The 17,366-nt window shown below is 71.8% G+C and carries 15 protein-coding genes and 3 pseudogenes; 5 read left to right on the top strand and 13 right to left on the bottom strand.

All coding sequences use genetic code 11. The annotated features are described in order from the left end of the window. Positions 1 to 9: 9 nt before the first annotated feature. The 4 genes from HNP84_RS26105 (at position 10) to HNP84_RS26090 (ending at position 4,571) form a co-directional block, all read left to right on the top strand. The gene (locus HNP84_RS26105) at positions 10 to 828 is read left to right on the top strand and encodes an SDR family NAD(P)-dependent oxidoreductase (protein ID WP_185052536.1); all 819 of its coding nucleotides are present in this window, start codon (positions 10 to 12) and stop codon (positions 826 to 828) included. A gap of 55 nt (positions 829 to 883) precedes the next feature. Beyond that, positions 884 to 1,837, top strand: coding sequence for an NAD-dependent epimerase/dehydratase family protein (locus tag HNP84_RS26100; protein WP_246518702.1), 954 nt, complete (start codon positions 884 to 886; stop codon positions 1,835 to 1,837). A gap of 22 nt (positions 1,838 to 1,859) precedes the next feature. Beyond that, positions 1,860 to 2,837, top strand: coding sequence for an NADPH:quinone reductase (locus HNP84_RS26095; protein WP_185052534.1), 978 nt, complete (start codon positions 1,860 to 1,862; stop codon positions 2,835 to 2,837). 117 nt (positions 2,838 to 2,954) lie between these two features. Next, positions 2,955 to 4,571, top strand: coding sequence for a long-chain-fatty-acid--CoA ligase (locus tag HNP84_RS26090; protein WP_185052533.1), 1,617 nt, complete (start codon positions 2,955 to 2,957; stop codon positions 4,569 to 4,571). 57 nt (positions 4,572 to 4,628) lie between these two features. Here HNP84_RS26090 and HNP84_RS57120 read toward each other — a convergent pair whose 3' ends face one another. The 10 genes and pseudogenes from HNP84_RS57120 to HNP84_RS26055 all read right to left on the bottom strand — a co-directional run bounded on the left by HNP84_RS57120 (position 4,629) and on the right by HNP84_RS26055 (position 13,173). Further along, positions 4,629 to 4,781: a hypothetical protein gene (locus HNP84_RS57120; RefSeq protein ID WP_512700964.1), complete on the bottom strand. Its 153-nt coding sequence runs from the start codon at positions 4,779 to 4,781 to the stop codon at positions 4,629 to 4,631. 54 nt (positions 4,782 to 4,835) lie between these two features. Then, positions 4,836 to 5,330, bottom strand: a pseudogene (locus HNP84_RS55220) (glycoside hydrolase family 31 family protein); the annotation flags it as partial. Positions 5,331 to 5,460: 130 nt separating this feature from the next. Then, positions 5,461 to 5,889: pseudogene (locus HNP84_RS55215) on the bottom strand (TIM-barrel domain-containing protein); the annotation flags it as partial. A gap of 26 nt (positions 5,890 to 5,915) precedes the next feature. After that, positions 5,916 to 6,029, bottom strand: a pseudogene (locus tag HNP84_RS56740) (hypothetical protein); the annotation flags it as partial. A gap of 115 nt (positions 6,030 to 6,144) precedes the next feature. Continuing rightward, a complete protein-coding gene (locus tag HNP84_RS26080; RefSeq protein WP_185052532.1) occupies positions 6,145 to 7,167 on the bottom strand; it encodes a zinc-dependent alcohol dehydrogenase family protein in 1,023 nt (340 codons plus the stop codon). Between the two features lie 322 nt (positions 7,168 to 7,489). Next, positions 7,490 to 8,701: an alpha/beta fold hydrolase gene (locus tag HNP84_RS26075; protein WP_185052531.1), complete on the bottom strand. Its 1,212-nt coding sequence runs from the start codon at positions 8,699 to 8,701 to the stop codon at positions 7,490 to 7,492. 126 nt (positions 8,702 to 8,827) lie between these two features. Beyond that, positions 8,828 to 9,880, bottom strand: coding sequence for an ABC transporter permease (locus tag HNP84_RS26070; protein WP_185052530.1), 1,053 nt, complete (start codon positions 9,878 to 9,880; stop codon positions 8,828 to 8,830). Further along, complete coding sequence (locus HNP84_RS26065; RefSeq protein ID WP_185052529.1) at positions 9,877 to 11,409, bottom strand: sugar ABC transporter ATP-binding protein; 1,533 nt, start codon at positions 11,407 to 11,409, stop codon at positions 9,877 to 9,879. Before HNP84_RS26065 ends, HNP84_RS26070 begins: the two co-directional genes overlap by 4 nt. Further along, on the bottom strand, positions 11,406 to 12,500 hold the full coding sequence (locus HNP84_RS53465; RefSeq protein ID WP_185052528.1) for a substrate-binding domain-containing protein: 1,095 nt from the start codon (positions 12,498 to 12,500) through the stop codon (positions 11,406 to 11,408). Before HNP84_RS53465 ends, HNP84_RS26065 begins: the two co-directional genes overlap by 4 nt. 172 nt (positions 12,501 to 12,672) lie before the next feature. Continuing rightward, positions 12,673 to 13,173 carry a TetR/AcrR family transcriptional regulator C-terminal domain-containing protein gene (locus tag HNP84_RS26055; RefSeq protein ID WP_185052527.1) on the bottom strand — a complete coding sequence of 167 codons (501 nt, stop codon included), beginning with the start codon at positions 13,171 to 13,173 and terminating at the stop codon, positions 12,673 to 12,675. Between the two features lie 178 nt (positions 13,174 to 13,351). Between HNP84_RS26055 and HNP84_RS26050 the strand changes: the two genes are divergently transcribed. Continuing rightward, positions 13,352 to 13,861 carry a YflT domain-containing protein gene (locus tag HNP84_RS26050; RefSeq protein WP_185052526.1) on the top strand — a complete coding sequence of 170 codons (510 nt, stop codon included), beginning with the start codon at positions 13,352 to 13,354 and terminating at the stop codon, positions 13,859 to 13,861. Positions 13,862 to 13,942: 81 nt separating this feature from the next. Here HNP84_RS26050 and HNP84_RS26045 read toward each other — a convergent pair whose 3' ends face one another. From HNP84_RS26045 to HNP84_RS26035, 3 genes are all read right to left on the bottom strand, one after another. Continuing rightward, positions 13,943 to 15,499, bottom strand: a complete 1,557-nt coding sequence (locus HNP84_RS26045) for a glycoside hydrolase family 43 protein (protein WP_312925715.1) — start codon at positions 15,497 to 15,499, stop codon at positions 13,943 to 13,945. Continuing rightward, positions 15,493 to 15,729, bottom strand: coding sequence for a hypothetical protein (locus HNP84_RS53460; protein WP_185052525.1), 237 nt, complete (start codon positions 15,727 to 15,729; stop codon positions 15,493 to 15,495). Before HNP84_RS53460 ends, HNP84_RS26045 begins: the two co-directional genes overlap by 7 nt. Positions 15,730 to 15,888: 159 nt before the next feature. Beyond that, positions 15,889 to 17,265 (bottom strand): glycoside hydrolase family 10 protein, encoded by a 1,377-nt coding sequence (locus HNP84_RS26035; protein WP_185052524.1) that lies wholly within the window; start codon positions 17,263 to 17,265, stop codon positions 15,889 to 15,891. Positions 17,266 to 17,366 lie beyond the last annotated feature (101 nt).

Below are 17,366 nucleotides of genomic sequence, written 5' to 3'. Positions count from 1 at the left end.
GGAGTGAGCATGGGATCGACTACAGGTCGATTGACCGGGAAGTCAGCGCTGATAACGGGAGCGGGTTCGGGAATCGGAGCGGCGACGGCGGAACTCTTCGCCCGCGAGGGCGCGAAGGTCGTCGTCGCCGACGTGGACAAGTCGAAGGCGACGCTGACGGCGGATCGTATCCGTGACGACGGTGGTGTCGCCGAACCGTACGCTGCGGATGTCTCGGACGAGACCCAGGTCGCCGGCCTCGTCGAGTTCGCGGTGGAGAGCTTCGGCGGCCTGGACGTCCTGCAGAACTACGCCTCCGACCGGAGCGTGATCGCCGAGGACGTCTTCGTCGCCGACGCCGACCCGTCGGTGTGGCTGCGGCAGTTGGGCGTGGATCTCATGGGCTGCGTCCTGACCGCGAAATACGCTGTGCCGCATATGACGCGGGCAGGCGGGGGCAGCATCGCCAATGCCTCTTCGCTCGCCGCCTGGCTCTCCCTCGAATCCCGCCCGGCTTACGCGACCGCGAAAGCCGGGGTGATCGGCCTGTCGAAGTCCCTGGCCACCCAATACGGGAAGCAGGGAATTCGCTGCAACGTCATCGTCCCCGGACATATCGTCTCGCCCGCGACCGAGAAGATGTATTCCGCGGCGCAGACCGAGGTGATGCTGGATCACGTACTCGCGCCCCGGCTCGGACGGCCGGACGACGTCGCGCTGGCCGCTCTGTTCCTGGCCTCGCCGGAGTCGGCGTTCATCAACGGCCAGGTGATCGTCGTCGATGGCGGCATGTCGGCATACGCGCCCGTGGTCCCGTCGCTCCGGCGCCTGGCCGCGAACGGCCGGTGACGCCGGGCCGAGCAAATACGAGCGAACAGGACGACAGGGAGGCGACGTGCGCTTGATGGTGACGGGTGGACTGGGTGTGAACGGCTCGTGGGTGGTTCGGGAACTTCTTGGCCGCGGCCACGAAGTAGCCATCGTCGAGAACCGTGCCGACACCTCACTGATCGAGGACGTAGCGGAAAAGGTCGAGCTCGTCGTCGGCGACATCTGCGACGGCGAAGAACTGACCCGCGCCGTGTCGCGACTTCGACCGGAATGCATCATCCACCTCGCCGCATTCGTCGATTGCGAATCGAACCCGGGCACGGCGATCTCGGTGAACGTCGGCGGAACCGCCGCGGTCTGCGCGGCGGCGGTCGCGGCCGGTGTGAGGCGCGTCGTCTACACCAGCTCGAAAGCGGTGTACGCGCCCGCCACGGGAAAGCACGGGTTCCCCGCCTACGAGCCGATCTCCGAAGACGACGACCTGCGCCCGGTCGGGATGTACGGCATCACGAAGGCGGCCGCGGAGAACGTGATGGAGTGGTACGGACGCAATTCCGCGGTCGAATGCGTCAGTCTCCGCTTCGCCACCGTCTTCGGGCCGGGAAGACTGCAGCGTCACAGCGGTCCGATCAACACCTACAGTTCGATGATCGAGCTCCCGGCGTCGGGCCGTGCCTTCACGGTGGAGCAGGGCGGAGACGAGCGGGACGACATCATTTACGTCCTCGACGTGGCCGACGCCGTCGCGTGCGTCGCGCTGGCCCCGGAACCGCCTCGTCACCACGCCTACAACGTGGCCGGCGGGAGGGCGGTGTCGGTGCGCGATTTCGCGGACGCGATTCGCAGAGTCATTCCAGAAGCAGCGCTCGAAGTGGGCCCGGGATTGAATCCCATGAAGATGGAGGCCAGCTATTACATGGCGCTGGACGGCACTCGGATGGAGGAGGAGTTTGGATGGCGTCCCCGCTACGACGTGGACCGTGCGATCCGGCACTACTGCGAACTGGTGAAGTCGCGCCTTTCCTGACGAGCCGGCGGGTGGTGGGGGCATGAGAGCAGCGGTCTACCGCCGGCCGGGTCCTGCCGCCGAGGTGCTCGAAGTCGTCGAGCTCGAACCGCCGGAACCGGGCCCGGGTCAGGTCCGGGTCCGGATCGTCACCTCGGGCATCAACCCGACCGACTGGAAGACGCGCGCCGGGTACGCCGGGCGTATGCCGGACGGATTCCAGGTCCCCCACCACGACGGCGCGGGCGTTGTGGACGCCGTGGGGAGCGGCGTCGCCGGGCTCGCCGCCGGGCAGCGGGTGTGGCTGTATCTGGCGGCCTTCGACAACCGCTATGGGACCGCGGCCGAGTACGCCGTCGTGCCCGCCTCGCGGGCGGTGCCCCTGCCCGACGACGCTTCCGACGACCTGGGCGCCTGTCTCGGCGTACCCGCTCTCACCGCCGCGCACTGCCTGGGCGGGAACCCGGAGGCGCTGAAGGGGCAGACCGTCCTCGTGGCGGGGGGAGCGGGAGCGGTGGGTCACTACGCGATCGAGCTCGCCAAGCACGCCGGTGCGCGGGTCGTGGCCACCGTGAGCTCGGACGAGAAGCGCGCCCTGGCGGAGGGAGCGGGCGCCGACCTGGTCGTCCGCTACACGGACGCGGACGCGGCCCGGCGCATCCGTGACTTCGCGAATCACGTCGATCGCGTCGTCGAGGTCGCGATCGCGGCGAACCTGGACCTGGACATGGCCGTGCTCGGCTCCTCCGGCACCATCGCCGTCTACGCCGCGGAGGGGGAGCTGGCCCTGCCGGTCGGAGAGTTCATGAAGGCGAACACCACGCTCGCCTTCGTGCTGCTCTACGGACTGTCCCCCGGGCAACTGGCCGACGCGATCCGGTGGACGTCCGGCGCGCTCGCGGTCGGCGCCCTCTCCGCGCTGCCGGTGATTCCCTATCCGCTGGAGCAGGTGGCCGCCGCGCACGACAGGGCGGCGCAGGGAATCGTCGGGAAAGTCGTTTTGAGAATCGCCGGGAACTGACGCCCGGCCACAGGCCCCGGAACCGGACGAGGCAGGAGGACACCCCGACATCCCCGTCCTCACCCGCGAGCCGGTCATCGACCCCGCCCGCGCCGCTGACCAGTCAGGAGCACACGCATGGACACCTGGATCACGGAACTGACGCCGCTGTCGTTTCTGCGACGGTCCGCCGCCGTCTACCCCGGCGGCGTGGCCGTCGTGCACGGCGAGAACACCTGGACGTACCGGGAGTTCGCCGCGCGGGTCGAGCAGCGGGCCCGCATGCTGCGCGCCGCCGGGGTGCGCCCGGAGGACCGGGTCGCCTACCTGATGCCCAACGTGCCGGAGATGCTGGCCGCGCACTTCGCCGTGCCCCTGGCCGGGGCGGTGCTGGTCGCGATCAACACCCGGCTCGCGCCCGAGGAGGTCCGCTACATCCTTGATCACTCCGGCGCCACCGTGCTCGTCGTCGACTCCGAGTACGCGGCCACGATCGCTCCGATCGCCGGGGCGCTGGAGACGGTGCGTACGATCGCCGTCGCGGCCGACCCGCTCGGCCCCGGCCATACGGTCGAGGTCCCGGGCGCGATCGCGTTCGACGACCTGCTCGCCGGCGCGACACGAGACCAGGGTGAGCTGGTGTGGGCGGTCGGCGACGAGCGCTCGCCGATCTCGATCAACTACACCTCCGGCACGACCGGCCGCCCCAAGGGGGTGGTGTACACCCACCGTGGCGCGTACCTGAACTCGCTGGGCGAGATCTTCCACTCCGCGCACAACGCCGACAGCGTGTACCTGTGGACGCTGCCGATGTTCCACTGCAACGGCTGGTGCACCACGTGGGCGCTGGTGGCGGCGGGCGGGACCCAGATCTGCCTGCGCGAGGTGCGCGGCGACAAGGTGTGGGAGCTCATCGACCGACACCGGGTCACCCACCTCAACGGAGCGCCCACCGTCGTTACCACGATCATGGAGGCCGAGCGGGCGCGCAGGCTCGACTACCAGCTCGTCGTCACCACGGCGGGGGCGCCGCCGAGCCCTGCCACGATCCTGCGGATGGAGCGGATGGGCTTCCGGATCGTGCACGTCTACGGGCTCACCGAGACCTACGGCCCCTACTCGGTCAACGTCTACCAGCGTGCGTGGGACGACCTGGAGCCCGAGGAGCGGGCCGCGCTGCAGGCCCGGCAGGGCGTCGGAATGCTGCAGGCGGAGCAGATGCGCGTCGTCGACAAGGACATGGCCGATGTGCCGGCCGACGGGCGGACCATGGGCGAGATCGTGATGCGCGGCAACAACGTCATGAAGGGCTACTTCGAGGACCCGGAGGGCACGGAGAAGGCCTTCGCCGGGGGCTGGTTCCACACGGGCGATCTCGGCGTGATGCACCCGGACGGTTACGTCGAACTGCGCGACCGGGCCAAGGACGTGATCATCTCCGGGGGCGAGAACATCTCGACGGTCGAGGTCGAGCATGCCGTCGCCTCGCACCCCGACGTGCTGGAGGTCGCCGTGATCGGCGTCCCGGATCCCAAGTGGGGAGAGCGGCCCAAGGCGTTCGTCGTCCCGCGGCCGGGGAGAAACCCCACCGAGGCGGACCTGCTGGAGCATGTGCGATCACGCATCGCGCGCTACAAGGCACCCCGCGAGGTCGAAATCGTCCCCGAGCTGCCCAAGACCTCCACCGGCAAGGTGCAGAAGTACGAGCTGCGCGAGAAGGAGTGGTCGGGCGAGGCCACTCGCATCCGGGGATGATCAGGCGGGCTGCTGACGAACTCGGGTCGCGCCGGACCCTGCCGGTGGAGGCCGCTGTCAGGCGGGTTCCCAGGTCCAGCCGGAGGCGAGGGAGGAGGAGACCGCGACGTCCCCGCCGGAACGGGTGATGGTGAACATCGTGGGCGCGCCGGAGGCGGGGTCGGTGACGGTGAGGGTGGTCTCGCCGTCCGGTCCGGGGTAGACGCGCAGGGTCAGGCCGTCGAGGTAGTCGTAGTCCGGACGGTCGTCCCTGGCCCCGATGGGCTACACGGCCCCTTCACGCATGTATATCGGCATCGAGGTGAAGCCGTGCGTCTCGGTGCGCCAGCGTTCGCCCTCCACGCGTTCCTCCGTCAGGTAGTTCGTCCACGTGCCGTCGGGCAGGTAGACCTCCACCGTGCCGTCCGGGGTGAAGACGGGCGCGACGAGCAGGTCGGGGCCGAGCATGTACTGGGTGTCGAGGTAGGTGACGTTGCGGTCGCCGGGGGACTCCATCGCCATGGGCCTCATGACGGGTGTTCCGCTGTGGTGCGCCTGCACGCCCGCCTGGAACAGGTACGGCATCAGGCGCAGCTCGAGCTTGGTGAACAGGCGGGTCACCTCCACGGCCTCCTCGTCGAAGGCCCAGGGCACGCGGTAGGACGACGAGCCGTGCAGGCGCGAGTGGGAGGACATGAGCCCGAAGGCGACCGAGCGTTCGAACACGCCGGGGTCCGGGGTGCCTTCGAAGCCGCCGATGTCGTGGCTCCAGAAGGAGAAGCCGGAGAACGCGAGCGACAGGCCGCCGCGCAGGGTCTCCGCCATGGACGCGTAGCTCGAACCAGGAGTCGCCGGCCCAGTGCACCGGCAGTCGCTGGCCGCCGGCGGTCGCCGACCGGGCGAACACCACCGCCTCGCCCCTGCCGCGTTCCTCTTCCAGGACCTCGAACACCGCCCTGTCGTACAGGTGGGTGTAGAGGTTGTGCATCCGCTCGGGGGCGGAACCGTCGAGGTAGGCGACGTCGAGTGGAATGCGCTCCCCGAAGTCGGTCTTGAACGCGTCCGCTCCCTGGTCCAGCAGCGCGCGCAGCTTCGACTGGAACCACCGCTTCGCCTCGGGGTTGGTGAAGTCGACGAGCGCCATGCCGGCCTGCCACATGTCCCATTGCCAGACGGAGCCGTCGGGGCGCCTGAGAAGGAGGCCGTGCCCGGCGGCCTCGGCGAACAGCGGCGAGCGCTGGCCGATGTAGGGGATTGATCCATACGCACACGCGCAGGTCTTCGGCGCGCAGGCGGGCGAGCATGCCCTCGGGGTCGGGGAAGACGCGCCGGTCCCCACTGGAAGTCGCACCAGTTGAACTCGCGCATCCAGAAACAGTCGAAGTGGAAGACCGACAGCGGCAGGTCGCGCTCGGCCATGCCGTCGATGAAGGAGGTCACCGTCCGCTCGTCGTAGCCTGTGGTGAACGAGGTGGACAGCCACAGGCCGTAGGACCAGGCGGGCAGGCGTGCGGGGGCCGGGGACCGGCACCGGGCCGCCGGGGTGGACGCGGGCAGCGAGGCCGGTCCCGGACCGCCCGATCGGCGTGGCCGGTCAGGGCTGCAGGAGGACCTTGATCGCGCGGCGTTCGTCCATGGCCTTGTAGCCCTCGGCCGCCTGGTCCAGCGGCAGGGTCAGGTCGAAGACCTTGCCCGGGTCGATCTCACGGCCGCAGATCAGCTCGATCAGCTCCGGAAGGTACTGGCGCACCGGCGCCGGACCGCCGTGCAGGTGCACGAGCGAGAAGAACAGCTCGTCGCCCGGCAGCGCCACGTCGTGCGCGACCCCGACGAAGCCGACATGGCCGCCGGGACGGGTGGAGCGGATGGCCTGCAGCATCGACTCCTGGGTGCCGACCGCCTCGATGACGCCATGGGCGCCGAGCCCGCCCGTCAGGTCCTTGATCCTGGCCACGCCCTCGTCGCCGCGCTCGGTGACGATGTCGGTGGCGCCGAACTGCCGGGCGAGCTCCTGCCGGGGCGCGTGCCGGCTCATCGCGATGATCCGCTCGGCCCCGAGCCGCTTGGCGGCCAGGACGGCGCACAGGCCGACGGCGCCGTCACCGACGACGGCGACGGTCCTGCCCGGCCCCGCCTGCGCGGCGACGGCGCCGAACCAGCCGGTGCCGAGCACGTCGGAGGCGGCCAGCAGGCTCGGCACCAGGTCCGGCTCCGGGACATCGGGGGTCGCGACGAGCGTCCCGTCGGCGAGCGGCACCCGCGCGAGCTGGGCCTGGGTGCCGAGCGTGCCCATGAGCACGCGGTGGACGCAGGCGCTCTGATAGCCCGACCGGCAGAGCTCGCAGGTGTTGTCGGAGGCCCAGAACGAGCCGACCACGAACTGACCCGGCCTGATGGTCGTGACCTGGCTGCCGACCTCCTCCACGACGCCGACGTACTCGTGGCCCATGGGGGCCGGCCCGTCGAGCTTCTCCACCCCCCGGTAGGGCCACAGGTCCGAGCCGCAGATGCAGGTCGCCGCCAGGCGGATGATCGCGTCGGTCGGCTCGATGATCGCCGGGTCCGGGCGCTGCTCGACGCGGACGTCACCCGGGGCGTACAGAACTGCTCCACGCATGGTGGATCTCCTTTGGAATATGGGTCGTAGGGCCTGCGGCTTTCAGGCTCCGGACGGCCTGTGATCCGACATCCGCATCTCCTCCTTCCCTCGCCCTGTTTCCGAGAACGGGCCGGGCCGTCTCGGCCCGGGAAGAAGATGACCTTCTCCAGGGCGTTGCTTTGCCCTGCTCGACCGGCCGCCTCTCCCGGCCGGGCCGCCGCCGGCACGAGGTGCAGCAGGACGGGCCTCACCGGCCCGCTGAAGCATGACGATCACACGACGCGGCCTGCGGTCCGGCGAGGGCGGTGACGAGAGTGAACAGGGAGCCGTGCTCGTTGCCTTACCGGTCGCGCAGGAACGCGGTGACCAGTTCCCGGTACTCGCCGGGCCGGTCGCGGGCGATGGCGTGGCCGGATCCGTCGATCACGCGGAAGACGGCGTTCGGCAGCACGTCGGCGTACTCGCGGGCGACCTCGGGCGCCAGATAGTCGCATGAGCCGCGCAGCACCAGCACGGGCACGGCGACCCGGCGCAGGGCGGGCCGGGGATCGGCGACCTGGAGGGCGTCGCGCGTGGTCATGACGTTGGCCCAGAACCCCAGCCCTGACGGCGGCACCCGCAGTGGCCGGCCGGGGCATCCCGCCCGCATGTCGAGCTCTCCGACGAGGGACTCGAACTCGCCGTCCATCGCCTCGTCCGGCAGCAGCGCGTGGGCGGCGCGTGGCCCCGCGACCTCGATGAGCGCGGCGCCCAGCAGCAAGCGAGGATGGTCCCACAGTGCCCGGTTCTGGTCGCGCAGCCCGCCCTCGGTCATTTTCCGGTTGTCCGGGAAGGCGGGGGACCACATCGTCCCGGGCGAGGCCACGACCGCGCGAGCCACCCGGTCCGGGTGCGCGGCCAGGTAGGCGGCGATGAGCTGGCCGCCCCAGGATTCGCCGGCCAGCACGACGCGGTCGGCGCCGATCGCGGCCCGGACGGCGTCCAGGTCGGCGACGTGCCGGGCGATCGTGTAGCCGCGTACGTCGGACAGGCGGCTGGACAGGCCCGCGCCCACCTGGTGGTAGGCGTACACCTCGAAGCCCGCGGTGGCGAGCGCGGGTGCCAGCGGCGACGGCTCGGCGTCCGGCGCGCCCGGCCCGCCGTGGACGAGAATCACCGGGGTGTCCCGGCGCTCGCCCTGGGCCGGGGTGCGGGCGTAGGCGATACGCGAGCCGGTGGGCAGGTCCCAATACCGCGTGCCGGGCCCGTCCACGATCGGCCGGTACGGCGGCCCGCCGAACAGCAGGCCGGCGAGGGGGACGGCCACGACCGCCAGCTCCACCCCGGCGACCGCGATCGGCACCCAGCGCCGGACCCGCGAGCGCGCCACGCGCCGCAGCGTCAGCCGGCAGAGCCACCAGACGACGCCCGCCGGCGCGGGCGCGGCCACGGCCAGCGCCACGTACCGGTTGCCACTGGCCGCGGCGGCGGCCCACAGCGCGCCGAGCCCCACCCCGAGCCCTGCCGGAACCGCCAGGACGATGAGCAACCCGGCCGCTACCTTCGCTCTCACGCCCGCGCGCACCCTGTCGGCTGAACGGCCCGGCTCACCGCCCGAATCGCTCATGTCACGTCAACGTCTGATCGTGCCGGTTTTCTCCTTGGGCGCTGCGCGGTCAGGGGCTCCCGTATCGAGGGCTCAGCGGCCGGGGCCTGCGGCGCGCCGGCCCGGCGTCAGGGTGTAGCTCACCACGAGCGCGCCGACGAGAAGGGCGCCCTGGACGAAGGTCTGCGCGTAGTAGGGGGCGTTCAACATCGTCATGCCGTTGATCATCACGCCGATGAACAGCGCGCCCACGACCGTGCCGGGCGCGTTCGGCCGGTTGGCGCCCAGCACCGCGTACCCGATCAGGGCCGCGGCCACCGACTGCAGCAGGTACGGGTCGCCCGCGCCGACGTCGCCCCGCCCCAGCCGGGCCGAGAGCATGATCCCGGCCACAGCCGCGCACAGCCCGGACACCACGTACGCCAGCGCCCGGTAGCGCGCCACCCGGATGCCGGCCAGCCGGGCGGCCTCGGCGTTGCCGCCGATGGCGTACAGGGCGCGACCCCAGCGGCTGCGGTGCAGCAGCACGTACACCGCGAGCGCGAGCAGGGCGAAGACGGCCACCGGCACGGGGACGGTGCCGATGGAGCCGCCGCCGAGCCAGGCGAACCCCTCGGTGTAGCGGCCCGGGGCGGGCGCGCCGTCCACGGTCATCCCGGCGGCGACCGACTGGCCGCCGGTCAGGATCAGCGCCAGGCCCTGGAACAGGAACATGGTGCCGAGCGTGGCCACCAGGTCCGGCACCCGCGCCACCACGGTGAGCAGCACGTTCACCCCGGCCACGAGCAGCCCGGTCAGCAGCCCGGCCACGATCGCGGTGCCGCCGGTCAGGTTGAACCTGACCATGGCCAGCGCGGTCACCATGACCACCGCCCCGACGCACGCCCCGGCCGACAGGTCGAAGCCGCCGGTCGTCATGGAGACGGTGACGCCGAGCGCGACCACGCCGACCACCGACACCGACTGCAGCACGATCAGCGCGTTGGCGTACGTGCCGAAGGCCGGGCGCAGGATGCTGAAGATCGCCACCATCGCCACGAGCAGGGCCGGCAGGCCGTACCGGTACGCCGTCGCCGCCGCGCGCGCCCCGGCGCTGGCGGTCCCGTGCCGCGCGCGATCGGTGCCCGCGGTCCCGGTGGCGGTCACGCGGCGCCTCCCGACATCAGCGCCGCCAGGCGCTCGGGCGTGGCCTCGGCGGCGCGCAGTTCCCCCGCCGGCGACCCCTCGTGCAGCACCAGGACCCGGTCGGCCACCTCGACGATCTCCTGCGGGTCCGAGGACGCCACCACCACGGCCATCGTCCCCGCCTCGCGGACCACGCGGCCGATGTCGGCGCGCGCGCCCACGTCCACGCCGCGGAACGGCTCGTCGAGCAGCAACACCCTCGGGGCCGCCTCCAGCCACCGGCCCACCACGACCTTCTGCTGGTTGCCGCCCGAAAGCGTCTCGATGGGGGCCTCCGCGCCGGGCCCCTTCACCCCGAAGCGGGCGGACACGCGCCGGGCCGCCGCGGTCTCCGAGCGGCGCGAGAGCAGCCCGGCGCGGCTGTGCGCGCGCAGGGTGGGCAGCGTCACGTGCGCGCGTACCGACCAGCCGGGCACGATCGCCTGGGCCGAGCGCTCCTCCGCGGCGTAGGCGACCCCGGCGGCGATCGCGGCGCGGGGGTGCGCGGGCCGGTACGGCGCGCCGCACAGCCTCATCTCCCCCGACACGAGAGGGCGCGCGCCGCCGAGCTGTTGCAGCAGTCCGGTCTTGCCCGAGCCGAGCAGCCCGGTCACGCCCAGCACCTCCCCTTCGCGCAGGTCCAGGTCGAAGGGCGTGCCGCCCGGGGCCGCGCGCACGCCGGCGGCCGTCAGCACGGCGGCGCCGACCGTCCTTCTCCCGGCGCGATCGGCGGGTGCGGCGGCATCGACGGGTGCGACGGGTGCGGCGAACTCGCCCAGCATCGCCTCCACGATCGCCGCACGGCGCAGCGGAGCGGTGAAGACACGGCGTACGCGGCCGTCCCGCAGCACGATCACCCGGTCGCACAGGCTCTCGATCTCGGCCAGGCGATGCGAGACGTACAGGACCGCGACCCCCGACGCGGCGGCCCGGCGCACCTTCCGCGCCAGCGCGTCCGCCTCGGCCGCGGACAGGGTGGAGGTCGGCTCGTCCAGGATGAGCAGCCGGGCCCGACGCGCCAGCGCGCGGGCGATCACGATCTGCTGGCGGGCCCCGGCCGGCAGGGTCTCCACGGGCGCGTCGAGCGGCAGCGCCAGCCCGGCCGCCTCCGCGACCGCGCCGGCCTCGGCCCTGATCCGCGCGGGCGTGCTGAACCATCGCCCGCCGCGCCGGGCGATGGAGTCCAAGGTCAGGTTCTCGGCCACGGTGGCGCCGAAGACCACGCCGTCGTCGATGTTCTGGTGCACGGTCTGCACGCCCGCCGCCTGGGCGTCCAGGGGCCCGGCCGGCGCGAACGGCCGGCCGTCCAGGGTGATCGTGCCCGCGCTCGGCCGCACGGCGCCCGACAGCACCTTGATCAGGGTGGACTTGCCCGCGCCGTTCGCGCCGATCAGCCCGGCGATCTCCCCTGGGCGCACCTCCAGCGTGACGCCGTCGAGCGCCCGGGTCGCCCCGTACGACCTGGCCAGACCGGACACCGCGACGACGGGCGGGGGTACCGGCGCCGTCACGACGACGGCGCCCAGGGGACGCGGGCCACGTCGGGGGTGCGCAGGGCGGGGATGGCCTGGTTGAGCTGCTCCATGTTGGCGATGCGGCCATCGCGCAACTGCTTCTGCGTGATGAGCGCGGGCGGCACCTTCAGCTCGGCGGCGACGTCCTGCCCGGCCGCGAGCAGGGCGGCGGCGCGTACGGCGACGCGGCCGACGTTGGACGGGTCGGTGGCGGCGGTGGCCACCCACGGGCTGCCCGGCTCGGTCATCACGGCGATGTCGGCGGTCGAGACGTCGGCGCCGTAGACCTTGACCTTGTCCTGAAGGCCCAGCTCCTTGACGGCCAGCGCGGCGCCCTTGGCGAACTCGTCGTACGGCGCGAAGATCGCCTTCACGCCCGGGTTGGCCTGAAGCGCGGCCTTGGCCTGGTCGGCGACCGCCGAGGCGGTGGAACTGTTCACCACGCCGATCTGGGCGACCTGTTCGATGCCCGGGTTGTCCTTCTTGAACTGGGTCCAGGTCTCGTTGCGCCGGTCCAGCGGCGCGAAGCCGGCGACGTACACGTAGACCACCTCGCCGGCGCCCCCGGTGTCGGCCTTCAGCGCGCCCAGCGCCTGCTCGGCGATCCGGTGGTCGTCCTGGGAGAGCACCACGGCCTTGTCGGTCCCCGGATCGACGTCGAAGGCGACGAGCGGGATGCCGGCGTCGGCCGCCTTCCTGATCGCGGGCTGCACGGTCTGCGCGAAGCCGTGGTCCACGATGATCGCATCGGCCTTCTGGTTGACGGCCTGCTCCAGGTTGAGCGCCTGTTTGTCGTTGTTGCCGTCGCCGCTCGACACCTCCAGCGTCACGTTGAGCGCCTTGGCCTCGGCCTGGGCGCCGGCCAGCCACTGCTCGAAGTAGTCGCCGGAGGACAACTGGCGCACCAGCGCGATCCTGACCTCCCCGGACGCGAACTTCGGCGGCACCGGCGCGGTGGGGCCGGCCGGTCCGGTGGCCGGGGGAGCGGAGGACGGGGAGGCGGGGGCTGCGGTGGTGCCCTGGGAGCAGCCGGCGAGCGCGAAAGCGCTGAGCAGGAAGGCGGCCCCGAGGAGTCGTGCGGGTCTCACACGCGGATCGTAGGCGGTAGGCGCGGCTATTGTCCACTTTTCCTGTAGGCATTTGGGGCATCCCGTTCGGCTGGAGCCGCTGCCACTTCGCCATCGACTGGTACGACCTGGACTACCCCGCCGTCATCGAACCGCGGCGACGACCCCTGCCGCCGCGCGAGCGCCCGCGGGGCTACCCGTCCAGGGCCAGGCCGTCGAGGAGCGTGGCGAGGCCGAACTCGAAGAGCTTGTCGAGGTCGAAGTCGTAGCCCTGCGCGTCCAGCGATCTGATCAGACTGGCGAACCGCGGGAAGCGGTTCGAGGCCGCTATCGCGTTCAGCCCCGTGAGCTGCCGGTCCAGCCACTGCTGCTCCGACAGGCCGGTGGCCGACATCGCCTGGGCCTCCCGCTCCAGGTGCACGGCCAGTCCCTGCACGTAGGAGTAGATCAGGATCTCGATGTCGAGCATGGCCGCCGGTTCCAGGCCGAGGCCGTCGAGGGCGGTCAGCAGTTGCTCGCCGTGGGCGGCCACCCCCGGCAGGGGGAGGGGCCGGCCGAGCGGGGTCAGGTGCGGCAGCCAGGGATGCCTCCGGTAGACGCGCCACAGCGCCCTGGCGACCGTCTCCAGCCGCTCGCGCCGGGTGAGCCGGGCGCCGGCCGGGTGGCCCTCCTCGCCGTAGGCCACGTCGGCCATGTTCCACACCAGCTCGTCGCGCCCGCGTACCTGCCGGACGCGGCGCCCGGCAAGCCCGACGGCGAGGTGGACACCCGTCCGTCGCGGCCGCTCTGGCAGCCGGGCCCGGCCTATCCGTTCGGCTCGTGAGCCCGGTTCATGAGCCCGGTTCATGGGTTCGCTTCATGAAGGAGGATGTGTGGCACTGCTGACCCCCGCCCCCACGGCGTACGCTCCCGGCGGCACGCCCGGCCTCGGCGACCGGGTGGTGGCCGGGTCCTACGCCACATACGAGCAGGCCCGCCGGGCCCTGGACTTCCTGGCCGGGGAGGGATTCCCCGTCGCCAAGGCCGCCATCGTGGGCTCGGATCTGCGTCTGGTCGAGACCGTGCTGGCCCGGCTCACCTGGCCGCGCGCCGCCGGCGCCGGCGCCGCCGCGGGCACGTGGTTCGGCCTCGCGGCCGGCCTGCTGACGGCCCTGATCGCGTCCGGCCCGGCGCCGCTGCTCGTGCTCGGAGGCATCCTGTACGGCGCGCTGTCCGGCGCCGCCTTCGGGCTGGGCGCCTACCTGGTCGGCCGGAGGCGCGGCGGCTACGTCTCCCGCAGCGCCCTGGTGGCGGACAAGTACGACATCGTGACCGATCGCGACGTGGCCGAGGACGCCGCGAACCTGCTCATCAAGCACGGCTGGCGCTCCGGGACCGCGTGACCGGTACGACCGGTGAGGGGCGCCATCCGTCCGGCCGATCTGTCACCCATGTGGCGTCCTCGCAGTCCGGGCGGAACGGCGTCACGGACAAGGTGCGGCGGAAGGATCGTGACTCCATTCGTAGTCGAACCAGTCGAAGGCCGCCACGCCCTCGGTGACGTACATGCCGATCACCCGCCCGGTGAATCCGGTGGCCACCTCGGTGGACAGGTATCGGCCGTCCAGCTCGGCCAAGTGGACGTACTCCTCACCTGCTCGTGCGGCGAAGGCGATCACATCCGGCCCGTGGACGCCGACGCCGAGCGGCCGGGTTTCCGCCTCTCCCGTCAGGGTGGGGGCCGGTGGAGGCGTCTCAGCGGTACGGATCTGGATCACGAGGGTGAGCGGTCCGGGGGGTACGGACGTCCTGGCCACCCTCTGACGCAGCGGGCCGATCCTGGCGATCACACTGGCCTCGCCGTCGTGCACCTCGATGTCGTAGTGGTGGGCCTCGTCCAGCCGTACCGACAGCCCCGCTCGGGCCTGGCCCGGTTCGAGGCGTGCGGTGACGCGGCAGTCGTGGTGCTGCTGGCGCCGGCCGAAGAAGGTGTGCCCGGGACGGTCGAGCGTGGGGCCGGTGGCGTGCAGCGTCAGCCAGCCGGGCCGTTCGGTCAGCGACCAGGAGCCGCCGGGGCGGCTCCGCGGCGAGATCCAGTACGGTGCCGGCGTCTCGGTGTCGAAGTCGTCCCGGACCGGTGGCGGAGGGAGGGGGTGCCAGGCGGCGGGGGCCTCGTGACGTGCCTCGACCGGTCCGGCGAGCGGCCACCCGTCCACCCATCGGACGGGCGTGAGGAACGTCTCGCGGCCGAGGACGTGGAACTCGGGCGTGTGCCCGCGGGGGCGGGTTCCGAGCAGGACCATCCACCAGGTGCCGTCGGCGGCCTGCACCATGTCGGCGTGGCCGGTGCTCTGGATCGGCCGGTCGGTGCCGCGGTGGGTCAGTATCGGGTTGGCCGGGCAGGGCTCGTACGGGCCGCGCGGCGAGCGGGCGCGGGCGATCGAGACGGCGTGCGCGCGCTCGGTGCCGCCCTCCGACATCAGCAGGTACCACCACTCGCCGATGTGGAACAGATGGGGCGCCTCGGGGTACTTGCCGCCGGTGCCCGACCACACGGGGAGCGGGCCCTCCAGCACCTTCCCCGTCACCGGGTCCACGCGGGCCACATGGTTGCCGGAGGTGGCGCACCAGCACGAGCCCTCGTCGTCCCAGGCCAGGTCGGGGTCGATGCCGGGCAGGTCGAGCCAGACCGGGTCCGACCAGGGGCCTTCGGGGCGGTCGGCGGTGACGAGGAAGTTGCCGCGGCCGCTCACGTTGGTCGTGATCATGTAGAACCGGTCGTCGTGGTGGCGGATGGTGGGCGCGTAGATCCCGCGGGAGGCGGGCACGTCGTCCGGCAGATGGAGCTGGGACGGCCGGTCGAGCACGTTGCCGATCTGGCGCCAGTGGACCAGGTCGCGGCTGTGGAAGATCGGCACTCCGGGGAAGTATTCGAAGCTGGAGCACACCAGGTAGTAGTCTTCGCCGACCCGGCACACACTGGGGTCGGGATGGAATCCGCCGATCACCGGGTTGTCGTAGGTCCGCACGGAGATCAGCACGATCGCGCCCGGCCGGCGGACAGCAGTACGAGGTCGGAGTCCATGGCCAGGGCAGCGGCCTCGGCGGTGCCCGGGGTGTCGTCGCCGGACACGGGGCACTCCTCGTGCGCGATCGCGGGGATGCCGGAGCGGTCCAGGGGCATCTGCGCCGGCAGGGCCTCCACGCGTCCGCCGATGGGGAGGTCGCGGGCTCGCCATGGTGCGAAACCCGGCGCGTCTACGTAGGTCATGGGTTCCTCTGCGCGATCGTCGTGTCGTAGATGGCCGGCTCAGCCCTTGAGGTCCGGCACCGTGCCCCCGGCCGACGCCGTGGTGAGCCACCGAGCCGCCCACCTCGGTCGGTTCACCTCGACGCCGGTCATGCCGGGGGCTTCAGATGGTCGATGTCGTCAGGAGCTCGTGCAGGACACGTCGGCCGGAACCCTGTTGGAGCCCGTGTGGGAGCCCTGGAACCCGAACGAGGTGGTCGCGCCCGCGCCGAGCGTGCCGTTGTAGTTCGCGTTGCGCACCGTGGCCGACGACCCGCTGGTGGTCAGGTTGCCGTTCCACAGGTTGCCGATCCGCTGGCCGTCGGGGAAGGTCCAGGTGACGGTCCAGCCGTTGAGCGCACTGGAGGAGGTGTTGCGCACCGTCACCTCGGCCACGAACCCGCCCTGCCACTGGCTGCTCACCTTGTACGCCGCGGCGCACGCGCCCCCGCCGGGCGACGGGCTGCTCGTGCCGCCGAGTGCGGCGGTGATGGCGTAGTAGGCCGGCTTCTTGTTGTAGTTCTCGTCGTAGGGCAGGGCGGCCCCCTGGCCGGGGAAGACGGACGGGACCCAGGACTGCTTGTCGCTGAAGTCCCAGACCGTGATGCCCACGCACCGGGATACCGCCAGGCACGCCTCGACGACCCTGGTGTAGTCGTTCGCCTGCTGGGCGTCCTTGGCGGCGGTGCGCGGCAGGTCCATGCGGATGTCGAGCTCGGTGATGGCGACGTCCACGCCGAGGTCGGCGAAACGCTGGATGTTCTGCCGCAGGGTGGAGGGCACCTGCCCGAGGATCAGGTGCGCCTGCATGCCGACGCCGTCGATCGGGATGCCCTGCTGCTTGAACGACTTCACCATGTTGTACACGGCGTCGCTCTTCGGGCCGATGCCTTCGATGTTGTAGTCGTTGTAGTACAGCTTGACGTTCGGGTCGGCGGCACGCGCCGCCCTGAACGCCTCGGCGATGTAGCCGTCGCCGATCTTCTGCTGGAACACCGTCTGCCGTCGTGAGCCGTCCTCTTCGAACGCCTCGTTGACCACGTCCCAGTGGATGAGCCGGCCCTTGAAGTGGGTGACCTCGTTGGTGATGTGGTTGCGCATCACGTTCAGCAGCCGGTCCGACGGCACGCTGTTGACCCAGTCCGGTAGCTGGTTGTGCCACACCAGCGTGTGCCCGCGCACCGTCTGGTCGTTCGCCTCGGCCAGCTCGACGATCGTGTCGGCGGCCTCGTAGTCGAACCGGCCCTCCGACGGCTCGGTGTATTGCCACTTCATCGTGTTGCCGACGGTGAGCTGGCCGAACTCACTGCCCAGGATCTGCTTGTACACCGGGTCGGACAGATGGGGGTTGTCCGTGGCCGAGCCGAAGTACCGGCCCTTGGCCGCCGCCAACTGGCCAAGCGTGGCGTCCGCGTGCGCCGGCGCGGTCAGGACGCCGGCGGACAGGACCGCCACGGCCGCCACGGCCCCGGCTACGAGCCCGGCCGTACGGCGTGGAGAGCGGGAGGTGCGTTTCATGCATGCTCCTAAGGTCGGTGGCGGGCCCGTGGAAGGCGGCGGCCCGTCACTGGGGGGTCGCGGCCCGTCAACGACGTGGTCAGGGCCGCGGCGTCGGCGGG

The sequence above is a fragment of the Thermocatellispora tengchongensis genome (assembly GCF_014202315.1).
GTDB lineage: Bacteria > Actinomycetota > Actinomycetes > Streptosporangiales > Streptosporangiaceae > Thermocatellispora > Thermocatellispora tengchongensis.
The sequence above is the reverse complement of the archived record's forward strand: the minus strand, read 5'-3'. Positions and strand labels throughout refer to the sequence as shown.